Source organism: Campylobacterota bacterium, from assembly GCA_040752835.1.
Lineage (GTDB): Bacteria > Campylobacterota > Campylobacteria > Campylobacterales > Sulfurimonadaceae > Sulfuricurvum.
Genome location: JBFMGG010000008.1, coordinates 70,513 through 88,369 on the forward strand (window position 1 = coordinate 70,513; position 17,857 = coordinate 88,369).

A 17,857-nucleotide genomic window follows, 5' to 3' on the forward strand; every position below is an offset into this window, starting at 1 on the left:
TAGTGTTCTGATTTTTTGGAAGTATAGTTCGAAAAGATTATAAAAAATCGGACAAATTATAAACGATTCGAAACTAAAGGTTAACTTTAGCTTTTGTTAACACCGCTTTGTCAGGAGAACTTATGTTCTGATTAGGTACAATTCGCTCAAATTTTTGGGTACCTTTGCAAACCTTCACCGCGTGAAGTTTTTCCAAGGTACCTTCCATGGTAGAGATGAATCTCTGAAAATTTAGCGCCCCGCAGGGGCAATACAGCGCCGCAGCCGCACAGTGTAGCAACATGGGCTTTTGAAGAAATATTTTCGCCGAGGCGGAAACAGGGTTCTTCTGTATGAGGGCATGGCGTAAACAAAAGGCAGTATTATGAGTAACACAGTAAACAACACGGAAAATGTCCAGACATTCGACGATTTCGGTCTCCGTTCCGAAATCATGCAGAGTATCAAATATGCGGGATTTACCCAGCCAAGCCCCATCCAGTCGATGGTCATCCCGGTCATCATGGAAGGGCGCGACGTTGTCGGGCAGGCCCATACCGGTACAGGGAAAACGGCGGCTTTCGGCCTTCCTACCCTCAACAAAATGCATCTTAAAGGGGGGATCGAAACCCTTATCATCACCCCGACGCGCGAACTGGCCAACCAGGTCAGCGACGAGATCTACAAATTCGGACGTCACCTGGGCGTGCGCACTGTCACCATCTACGGCGGCAGTTCGTACAACCGCCAGATCGATCTGATCGAGCGCGGAGCGCAGGTTATCATCGCGACTCCGGGACGTCTTTTGGACATGCTCAGCCGCGACATGCTCAAAGGGTTTGCCCCCTCGACGGTTATTCTCGATGAAGCCGACGAAATGCTCGATATGGGCTTTTTGGACGATATCAACGAAATTTTCACCTTTTTGCCGACCGAGCGTCAGACGCTTCTTTTTTCGGCGACGATGCCGGCTCCGATCAAGCAGCTGGCCGAGCGTATCCTGGTGAACCCGTTTTTTGCCTCAATCACTAAAGAAGAGACGACCAATACCGACATTACGCAGCAGTATTACGTCATCGAAGAATCTGAGCGCGACGATGCGATTATCCGTTTGATGGATGCCGAAGACGCGCAAAAAACGGTTGTATTCTGCCGCACTAAAAAAGAGGTTGACCGCCTCAGCAATGTCCTCTCCGCAGTCGGGTATTCGGCCAAGGGGCTTCACGGCGATATGGAGCAGCGCCAGCGTGAAAGCGTCATCAAAGGGCTCAAAACCGATGCGGTTGACGTCCTGATCGCAACCGACGTGGCGGCGCGGGGTCTTCACATCGACGGCGTTACCCACGTTTTCAACTACCATATTCCCTTCGACCCTGAAAGTTACGTTCACCGTATCGGCCGGACGGGACGCGCGGGTAAAAAAGGGGTAGCCATCACTCTGGTAACCCCGCTTGAGTTTAAAGAGCTCCAGCGTATCCGGGCCAAAGTCGGTACAACGATGGAACACGCCTACATTCCGAGCAAACATGACGTCAAAGAAGCCCAGGTCAGCCGTCTTCTCTCCGAAATCGAGAAACAGCATATCTACGACGAAGCGCACAAAGTGCTCGATAAGCTCAAAGAAGATTATGATATGGAGCAGATCGCGTACAAGCTTATTTCGGTCCTCATGGAACAAAACAAAGTGCACGGCCCGAATCAGATCGGTATTGCGGCGGAGCGCTTGGAGAAAATTCTTCACAACCTTGAGCGTCGCGGCGGTGATCGCGGCGGAAACCGTCGCGGCGGCGGATTTAACCGCAACCGTAGCAATCATCGTAGCGGCGGATACCGCGGTGACCGTGATCGTGGCGACCGTGGTGATCGCGGCGGCGACAGAGGCGGCGAGCGCGGCGAACGTTCACGCAGCTTCGGCGGCGCCAACCGTTCAAACAAGCCTAAATATTAATCAGCGGCCCTACGGCCGGAGAACTCCTCTTTCAGACGCTCCAAAAACGGCTCCATCGGGGCCGGAAGCACAAATCCCTCTCTTTGTTTCACTCCCCACATCGGTTCGGGAAAATAATCGTCGTTCCGAAATCGGGCCATGATGTGCCAATGAACGCGCGGAAGCATGTTTCCGAACGACGCGATGTTGATTTTGTCGGGGATGAAATAGGCCAGCATCGCTTTTTCGATGCGGTCAAGGGCGTCCCATATCGCTTTTTTTTCCTCGGCGGTACATTCGGAAAACTCTTTACGCGGCGTTTGGGTGAAAATCTTGAGCCAGGGGACGGAACTTTCGTGAAGTTCGATGGAAATGAGCGAATCGGAGTAGAGCATCGGCGACCTTGAAATGAAGTCGCCTATTGTAGCAAAAGGGTTCTTATTTGCCCTTTCCGGCAAACGGGACGAGGGCGCTTCCCCATGTCAGACCGCCGCCGAAGGCATCGAGGAGCATCAGTTCGCCGTTTTGAAGGCGACCGGACTCGTAGATGTCGTTGATAGCCATCGGGATCGATGCGCCTGAGGTATTGCCGTATTTGGCAACGGTGAGGACGACCTGATCGTCGGAGAGTTCCAGCGCATCGCCGACGGCTTTGATGATACGGTAGTTGGCCTGATGGGGAACGAAATGTTTGATGGAGGACGATTCGATACCGTTTTGCTTGAGGATCTCAACAACGTCGCTGGTGAGGGTGCGGACGGCGACTTTAAAGGTTTCGTTCCCTTTCATTTTCATGAAGCATCCTGCCGCTTCGCGGTCAAGTTCGTCGTGCGCCGATCCGCTACCGCCGTTGGGAGTCATCAGAAGATCGGCATAATCGCCATCCGCGCCGGTATGGATGTCGATAATCGCTTCTTCCTTGTTGTCCGTTGCGCTGATTATGGCGGCTCCCGCACCGTCGCCGAACAGGATACAGGTCCCCCGGTCGGTATAGTCGGTGATGGCGCTCAGGCGCTCCGCACCGACGATAAGGACATTTTTCTTCATACCCGATTCAATGAATGCTTTGGCGACGGAAAGGGCGTAGACAAATCCGGTGCAGGCAGCGGAAATATCGAACGCGGTGACTTTCGCAAGTCCCAGTTTCGAAGTGATCAGGGTAGCGGTCGAGGGCATACAGAAATAATCGGGAGAGATCGTGGCGCACACAACCATGTCGATGGTGCTTTTATCGATGCCGGCACGCTCGATGGCCAGCTCGGCCGCTTTGACGCCCATGTCGCTGGTCGTTTCGCCTTCGGCGGCGATGTGACGTTCCTTGATCCCGGTCCGTTTGGTAATCCACTCGTCGGTGGTATCGACCATCGTCTCCAGATCGCTGTTGGTCAGGACTTTGGAGGGGACGTATGCTCCGATCGATCGAAATGCTGCGTACATGGGTTAACCTTTGAGAGGAATCGAAGTCAGCTTTTAAGCTCTTCGAGCCGTTTTTCGATATGTTCGTTGACGCCGGTGTTTACGTAACGGATCGCCTGAAATATTGCGTTTTTGATCGCTTTGGGATTGCTTTTGCCGTGGCTGACGATGGCGCACCCTTTGATACCGATCAGCGGGGCTCCGCCGATTTCGGCGTAGTCGATCTCTTTTTTAAGGAGCTTGAACACTTTACGCATCAAAAGCGCACCCGTGATCGCTACCGGCGATTTGCGGATGTACTCTTTGATAAAAAAGCTGATCGTAGAGGCAACCCCTTCGGAAGCTTTGAGGACGAGATTCCCGATAAAGCCGTCGCAGACGATGACGTCGCAGGAACCGTCGAAAATGTTGTTTCCTTCGACGTTGCCGATGAACCCTTTTTCGTTTTGAAGCATCCCGAAGGTCTCTTTGGTCACTTCGTTCCCTTTGGAACTCTCTTCGCCATTGGCGAGAAGGCCGACGCGCGGATGGGCGAGTCCAAGCATGTCCTGTGCGTAGTAATAGCCCATGATACCGAACTGGAAAAGGTGTTCGGCCTTGCAGTCGACGTTTGCTCCGACATCAAGCATGACACTGCGCTGGCCGTTTTTCGTCGGCATGAGCGTGACCAGTGCAGGGCGCAGGACGTGTTTGAGACGCCCCAGACGCAGGGTCGCCAGCGACATCGTCGCACCGCTGTGACCGGCGCTCACAACGCCGTCGGCTTTCCCCTCGCGTACCAGTTCGATCGCTTTGTAGATCGAGCTCTCTTTTCGTTTCAGCGCATCGGTGGCCGCATCGCTCATGTCGATGACATCGTCCGCTTCGACGATTAAAATTTTATCTTTATAGCCCTTGGGTAATAAAGATAAAATCTCATCTTTTTTCCCAACCAGAATGGGTTCAAACTTTTTCTCCTTGAGCGCTTCAAGGGTCCCTTTGACAATCGGTTCGGGACCGAAGTCCCCTCCCATTGCATCAATTGCAATTCTAATCATCGATTATTTGTACTCACCGGTTGTCGGGTTGACATAGTGAGGCAATTTGTAGGTGCCGTCTTTGTCTTTGACCGGACGTGCAAGAGTGATTTTGTAGTGAGTTCTGCGTTTCGCGGCGCGAGTGTGACTCACTCTTCTTTTAGGTACTGCCATCGTTAGTCCTTTCTGTTTGGATTAAATTTTTTGATGCGGGGCGCGTCAGAACTCTGCGTCCAACGTTTTGCCTTCGCAATTGGAACAGCAATAATAATCGCTGCGGATCAGTTCGATTTCCGAACGGAAGAGTTCGTCCATATCGATGGTCGCCGTATCGATTTCCACGACGTCGAACTCTTCCTCGTTTCCTTTGTAAATGCCATCGGAGAGGTAAAAACTCACCTCTTCGTTCAGAGGCGTTTCAATCGGCTCGGCGCAGATGTCGCACGGGATTGAAATACTCCCCGTAATTGTACCGTTTAATTGCGCAAGATTACTTTTTTTCAGGAATATTTCTCCTGAAAAACGGGCGTTGTCACGATTTAGCTCAAAATCGACAGGTACGGCGCCCAGGCGTCTAAACGGTATCAACATGGTTTAGCTGATTTCGCGGCCCGAGAAGAAAAACGCGATTTCGATCGCGGCGTTCTCAAGAGAATCGCTGCCGTGAACGGCATTGGCATCAATGTTTTCGGCGAAATCGGCGCGGATTGTACCGGGCGCGGCTTCTTTAGGGTTGGTAGCGCCCATGAGGTCACGGTTTTTGAGAACCGCGTTTTCTCCTTCGAGGACGGAAACGACTACCGGACCGCTGACCATGAAATCAACCAGGTCGTTGAAGAACGGGCGCGCTTTGTGAACGGCGTAGAACGCTTCGGCGTCCTGACGGCTCAACTGTACTTTTTTGGTGGCTGCAATCCGCAGTCCGTTGCTTTCGAAACGGTCCAAGATTTTACCGATGACACCTTTTGCAACGGCGTCAGGCTTGATGATTGACAACGTTTGTTCCATCAATGCTCCTGTTTTATGTGTAAAAAATAGAGTGGGATTATAGCGGAACAATAATTTAAGTAAGATTAAAGATGAAAGGAATGGGAAAAGGAGAAAGAGGGAAGGGTGAAACCTTCCCTCTTTTGTCGTATTAGTTGACGACGTTTGCTTTGTTCGCGCGCATTTCTGCGGTGATGTCGTCGCGGTGAGCAGGGCTCGCACCGATTTCGTCCCAAGTGATACAACCTTCAGTGGGGCAGGCAGTCGCACAGGCGGGTTCGTCGTGGTGACCTACACACTCGACACATTTGTCAGCGTATACGTAGTAGATGTCTTCACCCGTTGGGTTATCGTCCTCGTCTACGATCGCTTCTACCGGACACTCGTCGATGCAAGCGCCGCAGTTAATACAGGTATCATTAATGACTACTGCCATAGGATTCTCCTTGGTTGATTGTTATGGGGAAACTATAACAGAAGAATTTTAAACCCACCTAAAAAGAGGGGGGTTTAAAAAGGTTTGCAGAAAGAGTGTTACGGAGGGCCGTTTCAGAGCCCCAGATAGGAGCGGATGGCATCCACCTTGTCGGTTTTTTCCCATGTAAAATCGGGAAGTTCGCGTCCGAAATGGCCGTATGCGGCACTCTGGCGATAGATCGGGCGGAGCAGGTCGAGTGACTCTATGATGCCGCGCGGGGTTAGATCGAAAAGTTCGTTGACGCAGGCTTCGATGTTGCTCTCTTCGACTCTGGCCGTTCCGTGGGTGTTGACCATGACCGAGACGGGTTTGACGACGCCGATCGCGTAAGCGACCTGAATCGTCGCGCGGTCGCACGCCCCTGAAGCGACAAGGTTTTTGGCGACGTACCGGGCCGCATAGGCGGCCGAACGGTCCACCTTGGTCGGGTCTTTCCCGCTGAACGCGCCGCCGCCGTGGGGGCAGCTCCCGCCGTAGGTATCAACGATGATTTTGCGTCCCGTCAGCCCCGCATCCCCCTGCGGTCCGCCGATGACGAATTTGCCCGTCGGATTGATGTGGTAGACGATCTCGGGGGAGAGCAGCTCTTCGGGGATGACGTGTCGGATCACTTCGGATATGACGTCGGCGCGGAGTTTTTCCTGCGAAATTTCGGGGGCGTGCTGGGTCGATACGACCACCGTTTCAACGGCAACGGGCTTGTCGTCGACGTAGCGGACGCTTACCTGTGCCTTGCCGTCGGGGCGGAGGTAGGGGAGGATACCCTCCTTGCGAACTTTTGCCAGACGTTCTGTAATCCGGTGGGCGAGGTGGATCGGCAGCGGCATGAGGACGTCGGTCTCGCGGCACGCGTAGCCGAACATCAGCCCCTGGTCTCCCGCGCCGATCTCTCCGCTTTCCTGGTCGACCCCCTGGTTGATGTCGGGGGATTGTTCACCCACACCGTTCAAGACGGCGGCGGAACGGTAGTCGAAACCGTAGGTCGCATCGGTGTAGCCGATTTCACGGACGATTTGGCGGGCAATCTCCTGCATCGGGGCGTAGGCGGATGTTTTGAGTTCTCCGGCGATGACGCAAAAACCGTTGGAAACCAGCGTTTCGCACGCGACACGCGCTTTGGGGTCTTCGGCGATGATGTAATCGAGGATCGCGTCGCTGATTTGGTCGGCCATCTTGTCCGGATGCCCCTCGGTGACCGATTCGGAGGTAAAAATGTATTCTTTCGGCATAAAAAAAATCCTTGATGTCGTCAAAATATAAAGAAGGGGTAGATGGAGGCGATTATACCGAAACGGTTTTTAAAACAAAATCGCTTTCCCAGAAAAAATCGATCCAGTCGCGTGCTTCGTGGAGGGTGTAATCGGGACGGGCGGATGCGGTCGGTTTGTAGAACAGTGACGCGCTGCGAAATTCGATACCCGGATAGCGCCGGGAAAGCATCGGCAGGAGTGACGAGAGGGTCTGGCCGCTGTCGACGATGTCGTCCACGATCAAAACCCGGTGCGAATCGGAGAGATCGCAGAGGGTTTTGACCGTCACTTCCTCTCGGTGATGCGTACCGTCGTAGCTCTCGACGCGGATGCACTGGAGATTGCGGATGTCGAGCGCCATGGTCAGCGCGTGCCCCAGCGTCACGCCGCCGCGCGCGATCGCCAGGACCGTATCGGGACGAAACGCTCCCATCTGCGCGATCAGTGCGGGGACATCACGTTTGAAGTCTTCGTAGCTGTAGTAGATCATGGATGACATCATAGCATAAGGGGTTCTGCGCTATAATAAAAAACTTACAACTTTGCCAAAAGGTTTCCCTATTGAAAAAACTAGCCATTATCGGCCGTCCGAACGTCGGCAAAAGCTCGCTCTTCAACCGGCTCCTCAAACAGCGTGACGCCATCACATCCGAAATGGCCGGAACGACCCGCGACGTTAAAAAACGTCCCGCCGTCATTCTCGACAAAGAGGTCGAGATCCTGGATACCGGAGGACTCGACGAGGGGTGCGAACTCTACGAAAAAATCAAGGAAAAATCCCTTAAAGCCGCACATGAGGCCGACATTATCCTGTTCATGGTCGACGGTAAAAGCCTCCCCGAGGAAGAAGACAAAAAGCTGTTCTACGAACTCGAATCGATGGGTAAATCGGTCGCTCTCGTCGTCAACAAGATCGATAACGACAAGATGCAGGAGAAACTGTGGGAGTACTACGAATTCGGCACCGACCGGATTTTCGGGATCTCCGTCGCCCATAACCGCCACATCAACGCGCTTCTTGCGTGGATCGCCGCACAGCTTCCCGAAAGCGACATGATCGTGATTCCCTCCGCCGAACCCGACGAAATGGATGCGTTTGATGCGTTTGTCGACGGGTTTGAGGACGAGGATGAGGAATTCGATTACGAGGATGAGGACGAAGAGGACGAGGGCGACGAATCGGAAGTGTTCGTCATCGACGAACCGATGCGCGAAATCGACGATAGCGAACTCAACCGGATGAAAGTTGCGATCATCGGCCGCGTCAACGTCGGGAAAAGCTCCCTGCTCAACGCCCTGCTCGGAGAAGACCGTTCGGTTGTCAGCTCGGTTGCCGGGACGACGATCGACCCGATCGACGAAGAGATGGAATACGAAGGAAAAACGATTACGTTCGTCGATACCGCCGGTATCCGCAAGAGGGGAAAAATTCTGGGGATCGAGAAATATGCCCTGATGCGGACCGAAGAGATGCTCGATGCGGCTGATATTGCCTTGTTGGTGCTTGATGCCTCCGAGCCGTTCAAGGATCTGGATGAAAAGATCGCCGGTTTCGTCGACAAAAACCGGCTGGCATGTCTGATCGTTCTCAACAAGTGGGATCTCGCCCCCAAAGAGGACTACGACAAGATCATCGCCGAAGTCCGCGACCGTTTCAAGTTTCTCAGCTACGCCCCCATCATCACGATTTCGGCGTTGACCAAACAGCGGGTTCACAAGATTTTCGAGATGCTGCTGAAAATCAACGACAATTATTCGCAGCGCATTCCGACCGCCCGGATCAACGAAGTGCTCGAGATGGCGCAGCGCAAGCACCCGATCCCCAGCATCAACGGGCAGACGATCCGCCTTTACTACGGGACGCAGTACGATATCCGACCGCCGCGTATCGCGCTGGTGATGAACAAACCGCAGGGGCTCCATTTCAGCTACCGCCGCTATTTGACCAACCAGTTTCGTGAGTTGTTCGATTTTGAAGGGACGCCGGTGTTGTTTAAAGCGAAGGCGAAGAATCAGAAGCGCAGACCGAAGAATTGATACTCCACCTCGCAAGCGAGGTGGATTCTTCCTCCACAGCTCTTAGGCAGCTGTTTGATGGGAAGCATTGGAGCCGTGTATCCCACGGTCTCGTATGTTTTTGGCGGCATTGACATCTGCGTTGTCTTTATGGCCGCAAGCTTTACATACAAACTTCTCTTGTTTCAATCGATTCTCTTTGGAGACATGACCGCATACGTTGCACGTTTGGCTCGTATGCTGAGGATCGACCTTGATGAACCGTCCACCCCGTGCAATTACTTTGTATTCAAGCAGTTCGAAAAACAGCCCCCACGATTGTTGAGTGATCGATCGGTTTAATCCCTGTTTTTGTTTGACGTTCTTGCCGGGCTTCTCTTCCGTTCCCTTGGCCGATTTGGTCATGTTCTTGATTTTCAAATCCTCTACCACTACAATGCCTTGGTTCTCGGCGTATTGCAGTGAGAGTTTATGCAGAAAATCCTTACGCATATTCGCGATACGGAGATTCTGTTTGGCCAAACGTGATTTGGCTTTCGCACGGTTCTTTGAACCTTTGCTCTTGCGTGAAAGCTGCTGCGCTCTGAGGCGAAGTTTTGTAAGTTCACGTACAAGATCAAGAGGTTTGATCTGACCGCCGTTGCTGTCCGCCGCGACCAGTGATACACCTACGTCGATACCGATTGCTTCGGTTGAAGTGCATACCGGAAGGGTATTCACGCCATCATCAAGCAAGATGGCAGCGTGATAGAGATTGGCTTCGCGTGATACCGTGACAGTCTTGATCTTGCCGACGACATCCTCACGAAGACCTTTACATTTGACCCATCCCACTTTGGGAAGGTAGATCTTAGAGTTTTCAATTTTAACCCGCTGTGGGTATTGAATACTCTGGCAGCTGTGATGTTTGGATTTAAACTTTGGATATCCGCCACCTTTGAAAAAATGCTGATATGCTTTATCCATATTGGAGATCGATTGTTGCAGCACTTGGGAATCGGCTTTTTTAAGCCAAGCAGTTTTTTCTCTATCTTTGAGGGTTACGACCCGTTTTTGCAAGTCAAACTTCCCGACTTTAATGCCGAACTTGGTATAGGCAAACTTTCGCAAAGCGAGAGATCGGTTATACACATACCGTGCCGCATCTATCTGATCGGCGATGATGGAACATTGTTCGTTTGATGGATACAAACGGACTTTTACTGCTTTTAACATCGCCTCTCCTTTATATGGTTTGCATATTGATATTATGCCGATTGTAGGTTACATGTCAAGATATTAAAGGTGTGTATCCCATGGAAGTCCGGAAAAGCCGACACGCAACCCATCTTCTCCATGCTCATTTGGTGTTCGTTACGAAGTATCGGTACAAGGTTATCAAAGGGGACCATATCGAACACCTCAGAGAGGTATTCAAAGAGACGATGGAAGAGATGGGAGGAACGCTCGAAGAGTTTGACGGGGAAGACAATCACATTCACCTCCTTATCCTCTATCCTCCGAAGTGGTCGATTGCCGCCATCGTCAACAATCTCAAGGGAAGATCGAGCCGGCTGATTCGACGGGATATGCCTGACATCAAGAAACGGTATTGGGGGAAGTTGGCATTATGGAGTAGGAGTTACTTTGCGGGAAGTGTCGGCGGTGCGCCGCTCTCTATCGTGAAACAATACCTTGAAAAGGTTCTCGTCCCCGAAGGGGATATTCAGCAGCAAGATACTCCTGATTGATCGCTTATATCCACCCCATCGAATGAGGTGGCTTTACGCTCTAACTTCGGTAATTCAGATGCCCCTTGCCGTTCTGAAAAGCAAGGGGCTTGAAGAAAAGATTAAAACGGTTTGACGATCACGAGGGCGACGATGAGGATCAGCAGAATTGTCGGCACTTCGTTATACATCCGGAAAAACTTCCCGCTTTTGTAGGCGGTGTTCTCTTTGAGACGCAGGCGCATCCGTCCGAGCGAAAAGAAATAGGCGATGAGCAGTACCACAAGCACCGCTTTGGCGTGCATCCACCCCCCCATACCGAATACATTGACCCCGTACTGGCTCGTGGACATCGCGATCAACGCGATTCCCGAGAGAAACGTCGCCCAGAAAGCGGGGACGCCGATGTAGCGGTAGATTTTCATCTCCATCACTTCGACCACTTCGACGAAGCCGTTGTTGGTTCCGTTTTCGGCATGGTAGACAAACAGACGCGGCAGGTAAAAGAGTACCGCAAACCAGGAGACCATCGAGATGATGTGAAACCATAAAACCCAGTTGTACATGTGTGGTGTCCTCGAATAAAGAAAGTTAGGAAGGATAGCCAAAAATGGTTAACGACGCCTCTTAGAGATGGCGCCGTACCCATTGGATGATTTCAGCCGCGCTGCGGGCGCCGCTGAACTGGTCGACGATGCGGTTGTTTTTGAAAGCGATGACGGTAGGGATCGAGCGGATGCCGAAGCGGGCTCCCAGATGCTGCTGCTCTTCGGTGTTGATTTTGACAAACTGCGCTTTGAGTGCGAAGGCACGGGCCGCTTCTTCGAAAGAGGGGGCCATGCTCCGGCAGGGGCCGCACCACGGTGCCCAGAAATCGGCGACGATGAGCCGTTCGTCATTGATGAGGAGCCGATCGAAGGATGCCGCATCGACGCTGAGAGGTTTGGTGTCGAGCAACGACGCTTTGCAGTGCCCGCATGCGGCTTTCGCGTAACTCTCTTTAACGGGGATCGCGTTGACGCCCCCGCAATGGGGGCAAACCACATTGATCTTCGCCATCGGGATTACTCGGTTTCGGCCACTTCCATATCCCGGATGGAGGAAGTGTGATGGTCTTTGACTTTGTCGTGAAGGCGGCGGAGCGCTTTGTTGGCCCGCTCGATCGCCATATCGATCGCGGTATCGAGGTCTTCGTCCGTATCGCTGATCACGACGGGCTGCGCATGGGCGATGTGGATGTCGAACTCGACGCCGACCCCTTTTTTCTCTTTGGAGATCATCACGTTGACGGTCGTGATATCAAGATGATAGCGTTTGAAATTTTCAATGGCGGCGGCAATATGATCGTTCAGATGTTGGGTAAGTTTGATCTCTTTGGAGCGAATTTGTACGTTCATGGTCAATCCTTTTTTCGTTGAACTCCAAAAAATATAACATAGATAATCTTAAGACGAAGCTTAAGGCGTCGTTGGGTAAAATTGTCCCTATTCAAGGAGTTTTACGTGCGTGTTTTAACAGGTATCCAGCCCTCCGGTGATCTGCACATCGGAAATTATTTCGGCTCCATCAAGCCGATGGTCGAATCTCAAAAAGACAATGAGGTGTTTGCGTTCATCGCCAATTACCATGCAATGACGAGTCTGGGGGACGGAGAACGTCTGGCACGGCTGACGATGCAGGCGGCCACCGATTTCCTCGCACTGGGGATGGACCCGCAGAAAAGTACCTTCTGGGTCCAGTCGGATGTCAAAGAGGTCCTTGAACTCTATTGGGTTCTCTCCTCTTTCACTCCGATGGGACTGCTTGAGCGGGCTCACAGCTACAAGGACAAAGTCGCCAAAGGGATCGCGTCCAACCACAGCCTCTTTTCGTATCCCGTTTTGATGGCGGCCGATATTTTGCTGTTTAATTCGCAGGTGGTTCCGGTCGGGAAAGACCAGATCCAGCACGTCGAGATCGCCCGCGACATCGCGCTGAAATTCAACAACGAGTACGGCGAGATTTTCGTCCTTCCCGAATTCAAGGTGGACGAGAACGTTGCGACCGTTCCGGGTATCGACGGACAGAAGATGTCCAAAAGCTACGGTAATACCATCCCCATTTTCTCCGAAGAGAAAGTGCAGTCGAAGATCATCAAAAAGATCGTGACCGAACCCGTTCCGATGGAAGAGCCCAAAGAATTTGAAAACTGCAACGTCTACAATATTGCCAAACTCTTCCTCGACTACGAAGAACGTCTTGCCCTTCAAAACCGTTACAAAGCGGGGGGAGAGGGGCATGGCCACTTCAAACTCTACGCCCATGACGTCATCTGGGAGTATTTCCGTCCTTACCGTGAACGAAGGGCCTATTATGAGGCCCATCAGGACGAAGTGCGCGATATACTGAAAATGGGAGCGGCCAAAGCGAGCGCGGTCGCCGCCGAAACGATCGAAAAAATCCGTAGCGTTACGGGTATCCGTTATTAAAAGGAAAAAGCAATGAAAAATTATATTATCAAGCAAATCGCCGACTCGGCGGCGACCAAACAGGCGATTTTGGAAAACGATGAGCTGGTGGAGCGTTTGGTTTCGGTGGCTCAGGCCTGCGTCGACGTGTATAAAAACGGCAAAAAGATTCTGATCGCGGGCAACGGCGGTTCGGCCGCCGACGCGCAGCATTTTGCCGCCGAACTCGTCGGACGTTACGGTTTCGACCGCCCCTCGCTCCCCTCGATTGCCCTGACGACGGACAGTTCTAACCTTACCGCGATCGGAAACGATTACGGCTACGAGTACGTTTTCTCCCGTCAGCTTGAAGGGTTGGCCCAGGAGGGGGACCTTTTTATCGGGATTTCGACGTCGGGGAATTCCCAAAACGTCATCAACGCATTTGAATCGGCCAAACAACGCGGCGTAACCACCGTGGCGCTGGTCGGACGCGACGGCGGAAAAATGGCCGCGATGGCCGACTTCGCGATCGTGATCCCCTCCAACGCGACGCCGCGTATCCAGGAATCGCACCTGCTGATCGAGCACATGATTTGCGACATTATCGAAAAAGAGATGTTCGGCGGCGGAGTAGCGTAAGTGGTCAAAGCCCTTTTCCTCGATCGTGACGGCGTCGTCAACGTCGAAAAGAACTACCTTCATAAAATCGAGGATTTCGAACTGCTCGAAGGGATCGTCGAGGTGTGCCGCGCGTACCAGCAAAAGGGGTACCGGATCATCATCGTCACGAACCAATCGGGTATTGCGCGCGGTTATTACACCGACGAAGATTTTCATCGTCTCAGCGAGTGGATGAAAGGGCATTTTGCTTCTATGGGGGTCGATATCACCGATATTTTTTATTGCCCCCATCACGAGGAGATCAGCGGCCATTGTGATTGCCGCAAGCCGAGTCCGGGGATGTTTCTTGACGCACAGCGCCGATACGGTATCGATATGGCCGCTTCGGTGATGATCGGCGACAACGAACGTGATATCACGGCGGCAAAACGGGCGGGGGTGGGGACGAATATCCTCCTCTCCGAAACGGCGGAAAAATCCGAAGCGGATCGAATCATCCGCTCACTCAGGGAATTGCTGTGATAGCGATCTACAATACCGGCGGAACGTTCAACAAGCGCTATGATCCTCTCAAAGGGGAACTTTTCGTACCGCACGACAACACCGCGATCGAAGCGGTTGTAGCTACTTTTGCCGAAGCTGTGGAGATCAAAGGGGCGATTTATAAAGATTCGCTGGAGATGGACGATGCGGACCGCTCGCTGTTGTGCGAGCGGATCGCTTCGGATCAGGCCGATCGGATCGTTGTGGTCCACGGGACCGATACGATGGATCAAAGCGCCTCGGCTGTCGCAACGCTGAAGCTGGACAAAACGGTCGTTTTTACCGGAGCCATGGTCCCTTTTTGGATCGATACGATCGAAGCGACGGCAAACCTGGCGATGGCACTGGGCTATGCCCGCAATGCCGAGGCGGGGGTCTACATCGTGATGCAGGGGGTCTGCGGAACGTACGATACGGTCGTGAAAAATCGGGAAGTGGGGAAATTCGAACATGTCTAAAGTCAAATGCGACCACTGTCACCTGGAGTTTGGCGACAACGTGATGATCCATGACGGCGAATACCGTTTTTGTTGCAAGGGATGCCAGGGGATTTTCCATCTTCTCAAGGACGAAGGGCTGGACAGCTTTTACGCCAAAATGGGGGATACGACCCTCTCCCCCCCCACCGAGCAGTTCGAAGCCAGCACCAATTTCGACACCCCCGCATTCGCCGAGCGTTTCATCACGCGGACCAAAGAGGGGTTCAGCCAGGTATCGCTGATCATCGAGGGGATCCACTGCGCCGCGTGCGTCTGGCTCAACGAAAAAGCGCTCCACAAAATGGACGGGGTTGTTGAAGCCCACATCAACTATACCAACAATAAAGCCCGCATCACCTGGGACGCGGGGAGCGTTAAGCTCTCCTCGATCATCGACATGATCCGGGCGATCGGGTACAACGCGTTCCCTTACGATGCGACGCTGCAGGAAGAGCGCGCCAACAAGGAGCGCAAAGACTATTATCTCCGGATGGCGGTCGCGACGTTTGCGACGATGAATATGATGTGGGTCGCAATCGCCCAGTATGCAGGCTATTTTACCGGGATTACCCAGGAGATCAAAACCATCCTCAACGTTGCCGAGTGGTTTCTCGCGACCCCCGTGCTCTTTTACAGCGGATGGGTTTTTTACCGCGGCGCCTACTACGGGCTCAAAAACAAAGCGGTCAACATGGACCTGCTCGTCGTGACCGGATCGAGCCTGGCGTATCTGTATTCCATTTATATCACCCTTACCGAAAGCGGGGAAGCCTATTTCGATTCAGTATCGATGATTATCACGTTTGTCTTGTTCGGGAAATTTCTCGAAGTGCTGAGCCGTAAAAACGCCGCCGATACCCTCGACGTCATCGGCAGGCATATCCCGCGCGAAGTAAGCGTCGTGGAGGGGGACAGCGTCCGGGAGGTGAACGTCAATGAGGTCAAAATCGGCGACTTGATCCGGATCCGCACGGGAGAAAAAGCGGCGATTGACGGCGAGGTGGTTCACGGTGAGGGGAATTTCGACGAGAGCAGCCTGACCGGCGAATCCGATCCCGTGTTCAAGCGTCCGGGCTCCTCGATTATCAGCGGGACGACGAGCATCGATGCCCTCTTGACCTACCGCGCGACAAAAGATTTTGCCCATTCGACCCTCTCAAACCTGGTCAATCTCCTCGAAAACGCGATGAGCAACAAGCCGCGGATCGAGCAGCTCGCCAACCGTCTCTCCCAGCACTTTTCGTCGACGATATTGTTCTTGGCGATCGCTACGTTCTGGAGCTGGTATTTCTGGCCCCATACGTTCGACCGCGCATTGATGGTAGGGATCTCGGTTATTATCATCGCCTGCCCGTGCGCACTGGCACTGGCAACGCCCGTTGCAACCCTGGTGGGGCTTTCTTTGGGAGCGAAACGGGGGATTCTGTTCAAATCGGCTTCGATGATCGAAACGATGGCCCACGCCGATACGGTGGTCCTGGATAAAACCGGAACGATTACCCAGGGACGTCCCGAAGTCGTTTACGCGACCGTGCATGAGAGTTTTGAACGGTCGCTGCTGTATGCGCTGGTTTCGGCGTCCAAGCATCCCATCAGCCGGGGGATCGCCGAATACCTCGAGAGGACCGAAACCCTCGGCGCACTTCCCGCATTCGAAGAGATCCGCGAGATCCCCGCACGCGGGATCGTCGCGCGCAGCGGCGGGATGATGGTTGCCGGCGGGAATGCGCTGCTCATGAGCGAAGCGGGGATCGAAATCGATTCGCACAGCGATAAGAGCCTCTTTTACTACGCGGTGAACAACCGCCTCGTCGCCGTGTTCGAACTGCGCGATCTCCCGAAAGAAAGAGCGGCCGAATCGGTCGAATCACTCAAAAAAGCGGGACTTCGGGTAATCATGCTCACCGGAGACCACGAAGCCTCGGCGCGTCGGGTTGCGGCCGAAGTGGGGATCGATGAGGTGTATGCCCATTTGACCCCGCAGGAAAAAGCCGATTTTATCGCCCGTGAGCATGCAACAGGACACGTCGTCGTGATGGCCGGGGACGGCGTCAACGACCTGCTCGCGCTGGCCAATGCCGATATCGGGATCGCGATGGGCAGCGGCAGCGACATCGCGATCGAGGTGAGCGACGTCGTACTGCTGAACGATTCGCTCGCATCATTGGCCGAAGCACACGCGATCAGCCGTCGCACCTACCGGCTGATCAAACAAAACCTCGGGATTTCACTGGTGTACAATTCGATCACCATCCCGCTTGCGATGGCAGGGTACGTGATTCCCCTGATCGCGGCGATTTCAATGTCGTTTAGCTCGCTGCTCGTCGTCGGGAACTCGATGCGGGTACGATGGCTCTACAAATAGGAGATATTCATGGACAGTTGGGTTATAGCAATGATGCTCGGAGCATCGCTGGTATTGGGTGCCGTTGCGTTGGGGGCTTTTTTGTGGGGCATCAAAAACGGTCAGTTCGACGATGAGAAAAAGATGATGAACCAGGTTCTTTACGACGATGAGGGAGAACTCAACGATGCGGCCAATCAGCAGCGCAAACGCGAGGAACTGCAAAAGAAAGAGTATCGTCCCGAATAAAGAGCGTTCGGATCAAATGGCGAAAAAAGGTCGGATTTTACAAAAGGGGAAAAGAGAAGAAAGACTCACCGCCGGAGGCGGCGAGAGCGGAATTATTTGATTCCTGCGATGTAAGAAGCAAGCGCTTTGATGTCAGCATCGGACATAGAAGCAACTTGACCTTTCATCAGGGCACCCATACCGTTTTTGTTCAGAGTACCGGCTTTGTAACCGTGAAGAGATTTTTCGATAGCGGCAGCAGACTGACCTTTAACGATCGCAGATTTACCCAGAGCGGCTTTCTCGAAAGAAGCACCGTGACAGGCAGCACATTTACCGGCAAGAGCTTTACCGTCAGCAGCCATCAAAGACACACCGGCGAACAACATTGCAAGAGCAATTTTTTTCATTTCATTTCTCCATAAAAAATTTGAG

The 17,857-nt window shown here is 53.0% G+C and carries 23 protein-coding genes; 9 read left to right on the forward strand and 14 right to left on the reverse strand.

The window, feature by feature from the left end; genetic code table 11:
- Positions 1-364: 364 nt before the first annotated feature.
- On the forward strand, positions 365-1,927 hold the full coding sequence (locus AB1763_10225; protein MEW5833200.1) for a DEAD/DEAH box helicase: 1,563 nt from the start codon (positions 365-367) through the stop codon (positions 1,925-1,927).
- Here AB1763_10225 and AB1763_10230 read toward each other — a convergent pair.
- From AB1763_10230 to AB1763_10270, 9 genes are all read right to left on the reverse strand, one after another.
- The gene (locus AB1763_10230) at positions 1,924-2,301 is read right to left on the reverse strand and encodes an HIT family protein (GenBank protein MEW5833201.1); all 378 of its coding nucleotides are present in this window, start codon (positions 2,299-2,301) and stop codon (positions 1,924-1,926) included. The two genes, AB1763_10225 and AB1763_10230, sit on opposite strands and share 4 nt — an antisense overlap.
- 43 nt (positions 2,302-2,344) lie before the next feature.
- A complete protein-coding gene (locus AB1763_10235; protein MEW5833202.1) occupies positions 2,345-3,343 on the reverse strand; it encodes a beta-ketoacyl-ACP synthase III in 999 nt (332 codons plus the stop codon).
- 26 nt (positions 3,344-3,369) lie between these two features.
- The gene (gene plsX, locus AB1763_10240; protein MEW5833203.1) at positions 3,370-4,359 is read right to left on the reverse strand and encodes a phosphate acyltransferase PlsX; all 990 of its coding nucleotides are present in this window, start codon (positions 4,357-4,359) and stop codon (positions 3,370-3,372) included.
- Between the two features lie 3 nt (positions 4,360-4,362).
- Positions 4,363-4,512 carry a 50S ribosomal protein L32 gene (gene rpmF, locus AB1763_10245; protein MEW5833204.1) on the reverse strand — a complete coding sequence of 50 codons (150 nt, stop codon included), beginning with the start codon at positions 4,510-4,512 and terminating at the stop codon, positions 4,363-4,365.
- Positions 4,513-4,557: 45 nt separating this feature from the next.
- Positions 4,558-4,929 (reverse strand): YceD family protein, encoded by a 372-nt coding sequence (locus tag AB1763_10250; GenBank protein ID MEW5833205.1) that lies wholly within the window; start codon positions 4,927-4,929, stop codon positions 4,558-4,560.
- Positions 4,930-4,932: 3 nt separating this feature from the next.
- Positions 4,933-5,346, reverse strand: coding sequence for a nucleoside-diphosphate kinase (gene ndk, locus AB1763_10255; protein ID MEW5833206.1), 414 nt, complete (start codon positions 5,344-5,346; stop codon positions 4,933-4,935).
- A 130-nt stretch (positions 5,347-5,476) separates the two neighbouring features.
- On the reverse strand, positions 5,477-5,761 hold the full coding sequence (locus AB1763_10260) for a 4Fe-4S dicluster domain-containing protein (GenBank protein MEW5833207.1): 285 nt from the start codon (positions 5,759-5,761) through the stop codon (positions 5,477-5,479).
- A gap of 113 nt (positions 5,762-5,874) precedes the next feature.
- Positions 5,875-7,032, reverse strand: a complete 1,158-nt coding sequence (gene metK / locus AB1763_10265; protein ID MEW5833208.1) for a methionine adenosyltransferase — start codon at positions 7,030-7,032, stop codon at positions 5,875-5,877.
- A 52-nt stretch (positions 7,033-7,084) separates the two neighbouring features.
- Entirely contained in the window at positions 7,085-7,543 is a 459-nt protein-coding gene (locus tag AB1763_10270; protein MEW5833209.1) for a phosphoribosyltransferase family protein, read from the reverse strand.
- Between the two features lie 71 nt (positions 7,544-7,614).
- On the opposite strand from AB1763_10270, the gene der reads away from it, so the two are divergent.
- A complete protein-coding gene (gene der, locus AB1763_10275; GenBank protein ID MEW5833210.1) occupies positions 7,615-9,090 on the forward strand; it encodes a ribosome biogenesis GTPase Der in 1,476 nt (491 codons plus the stop codon).
- 42 nt (positions 9,091-9,132) lie between these two features.
- Here the strand turns inward: der and AB1763_10280 are convergent, their stop codons facing one another.
- Complete coding sequence (locus tag AB1763_10280) at positions 9,133-10,284, reverse strand: transposase (protein MEW5833211.1); 1,152 nt, start codon at positions 10,282-10,284, stop codon at positions 9,133-9,135.
- Between the two features lie 80 nt (positions 10,285-10,364).
- On the opposite strand from AB1763_10280, the gene tnpA reads away from it, so the two are divergent.
- Entirely contained in the window at positions 10,365-10,799 is a 435-nt protein-coding gene (gene tnpA / locus AB1763_10285) for an IS200/IS605 family transposase (GenBank protein ID MEW5833212.1), read from the forward strand.
- Positions 10,800-10,900: 101 nt separating this feature from the next.
- Here tnpA and hemJ read toward each other — a convergent pair whose 3' ends face one another.
- The 3 genes from hemJ to raiA form a co-directional block, all read right to left on the reverse strand.
- The gene (gene hemJ / locus AB1763_10290; GenBank protein MEW5833213.1) at positions 10,901-11,344 is read right to left on the reverse strand and encodes a protoporphyrinogen oxidase HemJ; all 444 of its coding nucleotides are present in this window, start codon (positions 11,342-11,344) and stop codon (positions 10,901-10,903) included.
- 61 nt (positions 11,345-11,405) lie between these two features.
- A complete protein-coding gene (trxC, locus tag AB1763_10295) occupies positions 11,406-11,837 on the reverse strand; it encodes a thioredoxin TrxC (GenBank protein MEW5833214.1) in 432 nt (143 codons plus the stop codon).
- 5 nt (positions 11,838-11,842) lie between these two features.
- The gene (gene raiA / locus AB1763_10300; GenBank protein MEW5833215.1) at positions 11,843-12,175 is read right to left on the reverse strand and encodes a ribosome-associated translation inhibitor RaiA; all 333 of its coding nucleotides are present in this window, start codon (positions 12,173-12,175) and stop codon (positions 11,843-11,845) included.
- A 105-nt stretch (positions 12,176-12,280) separates the two neighbouring features.
- On the opposite strand from raiA, the gene trpS reads away from it, so the two are divergent.
- From trpS to ccoS, 6 genes are read left to right on the forward strand one after another with little or no spacing between them, the layout of a single operon-like run.
- Complete coding sequence (gene trpS, locus AB1763_10305; protein MEW5833216.1) at positions 12,281-13,246, forward strand: tryptophan--tRNA ligase; 966 nt, start codon at positions 12,281-12,283, stop codon at positions 13,244-13,246.
- Between the two features lie 12 nt (positions 13,247-13,258).
- On the forward strand, positions 13,259-13,846 hold the full coding sequence (gene gmhA / locus AB1763_10310) for a D-sedoheptulose 7-phosphate isomerase (protein MEW5833217.1): 588 nt from the start codon (positions 13,259-13,261) through the stop codon (positions 13,844-13,846).
- Positions 13,847-14,350: a D-glycero-beta-D-manno-heptose 1,7-bisphosphate 7-phosphatase gene (gene gmhB, locus AB1763_10315; GenBank protein ID MEW5833218.1), complete on the forward strand. Its 504-nt coding sequence runs from the start codon at positions 13,847-13,849 to the stop codon at positions 14,348-14,350.
- Positions 14,347-14,829, forward strand: a complete 483-nt coding sequence (locus tag AB1763_10320; GenBank protein MEW5833219.1) for an asparaginase domain-containing protein — start codon at positions 14,347-14,349, stop codon at positions 14,827-14,829. Before gmhB ends, AB1763_10320 begins: the two co-directional genes overlap by 4 nt.
- Positions 14,822-17,215: a heavy metal translocating P-type ATPase gene (locus AB1763_10325; protein ID MEW5833220.1), complete on the forward strand. Its 2,394-nt coding sequence runs from the start codon at positions 14,822-14,824 to the stop codon at positions 17,213-17,215. Before AB1763_10320 ends, AB1763_10325 begins: the two co-directional genes overlap by 8 nt.
- Before the next feature lie 9 nt (positions 17,216-17,224).
- A complete protein-coding gene (gene ccoS, locus AB1763_10330) occupies positions 17,225-17,443 on the forward strand; it encodes a cbb3-type cytochrome oxidase assembly protein CcoS (GenBank protein ID MEW5833221.1) in 219 nt (72 codons plus the stop codon).
- A 92-nt stretch (positions 17,444-17,535) separates the two neighbouring features.
- On the opposite strand, the gene AB1763_10335 is transcribed toward ccoS, so the two are convergent.
- Positions 17,536-17,832 carry a c-type cytochrome gene (locus tag AB1763_10335; GenBank protein ID MEW5833222.1) on the reverse strand — a complete coding sequence of 99 codons (297 nt, stop codon included), beginning with the start codon at positions 17,830-17,832 and terminating at the stop codon, positions 17,536-17,538.
- Between the last annotated feature and the right edge of the window lie 25 nt (positions 17,833-17,857).

Excerpts from the sequence above, each read along its gene's own strand:
- AB1763_10225 (MEW5833200.1), top strand. The coding sequence starts at position 365 with ATGAGTAACACAGTAAACAACACGGAAAATGTCCAGACATTCGACGAT.
- AB1763_10230 (MEW5833201.1), bottom strand. The coding sequence starts at position 2,301 with ATGCTCTACTCCGATTCGCTCATTTCCATCGAACTTCACGAAAGTTCC.
- AB1763_10235 (MEW5833202.1), bottom strand. The coding sequence starts at position 3,343 with ATGTACGCAGCATTTCGATCGATCGGAGCATACGTCCCCTCCAAAGTC.
- plsX (MEW5833203.1), bottom strand. The coding sequence starts at position 4,359 with ATGATTAGAATTGCAATTGATGCAATGGGAGGGGACTTCGGTCCCGAA.
- rpmF (MEW5833204.1), bottom strand. The coding sequence starts at position 4,512 with ATGGCAGTACCTAAAAGAAGAGTGAGTCACACTCGCGCCGCGAAACGC.
- AB1763_10250 (MEW5833205.1), bottom strand. The coding sequence starts at position 4,929 with ATGTTGATACCGTTTAGACGCCTGGGCGCCGTACCTGTCGATTTTGAG.
- ndk (MEW5833206.1), bottom strand. The coding sequence starts at position 5,346 with ATGGAACAAACGTTGTCAATCATCAAGCCTGACGCCGTTGCAAAAGGT.
- AB1763_10260 (MEW5833207.1), bottom strand. The coding sequence starts at position 5,761 with ATGGCAGTAGTCATTAATGATACCTGTATTAACTGCGGCGCTTGCATC.
- metK (MEW5833208.1), bottom strand. The coding sequence starts at position 7,032 with ATGCCGAAAGAATACATTTTTACCTCCGAATCGGTCACCGAGGGGCAT.
- AB1763_10270 (MEW5833209.1), bottom strand. The coding sequence starts at position 7,543 with ATGATCTACTACAGCTACGAAGACTTCAAACGTGATGTCCCCGCACTG.
- AB1763_10280 (MEW5833211.1), bottom strand. The coding sequence starts at position 10,284 with ATGTTAAAAGCAGTAAAAGTCCGTTTGTATCCATCAAACGAACAATGT.
- tnpA (MEW5833212.1), top strand. The coding sequence starts at position 10,365 with ATGGAAGTCCGGAAAAGCCGACACGCAACCCATCTTCTCCATGCTCAT.
- hemJ (MEW5833213.1), bottom strand. The coding sequence starts at position 11,344 with ATGTACAACTGGGTTTTATGGTTTCACATCATCTCGATGGTCTCCTGG.
- trxC (MEW5833214.1), bottom strand. The coding sequence starts at position 11,837 with ATGGCGAAGATCAATGTGGTTTGCCCCCATTGCGGGGGCGTCAACGCG.
- raiA (MEW5833215.1), bottom strand. The coding sequence starts at position 12,175 with ATGAACGTACAAATTCGCTCCAAAGAGATCAAACTTACCCAACATCTG.
- gmhA (MEW5833217.1), top strand. The coding sequence starts at position 13,259 with ATGAAAAATTATATTATCAAGCAAATCGCCGACTCGGCGGCGACCAAA.
- AB1763_10325 (MEW5833220.1), top strand. The coding sequence starts at position 14,822 with ATGTCTAAAGTCAAATGCGACCACTGTCACCTGGAGTTTGGCGACAAC.
- ccoS (MEW5833221.1), top strand. The coding sequence starts at position 17,225 with ATGGACAGTTGGGTTATAGCAATGATGCTCGGAGCATCGCTGGTATTG.
- AB1763_10335 (MEW5833222.1), bottom strand. The coding sequence starts at position 17,832 with ATGAAAAAAATTGCTCTTGCAATGTTGTTCGCCGGTGTGTCTTTGATG.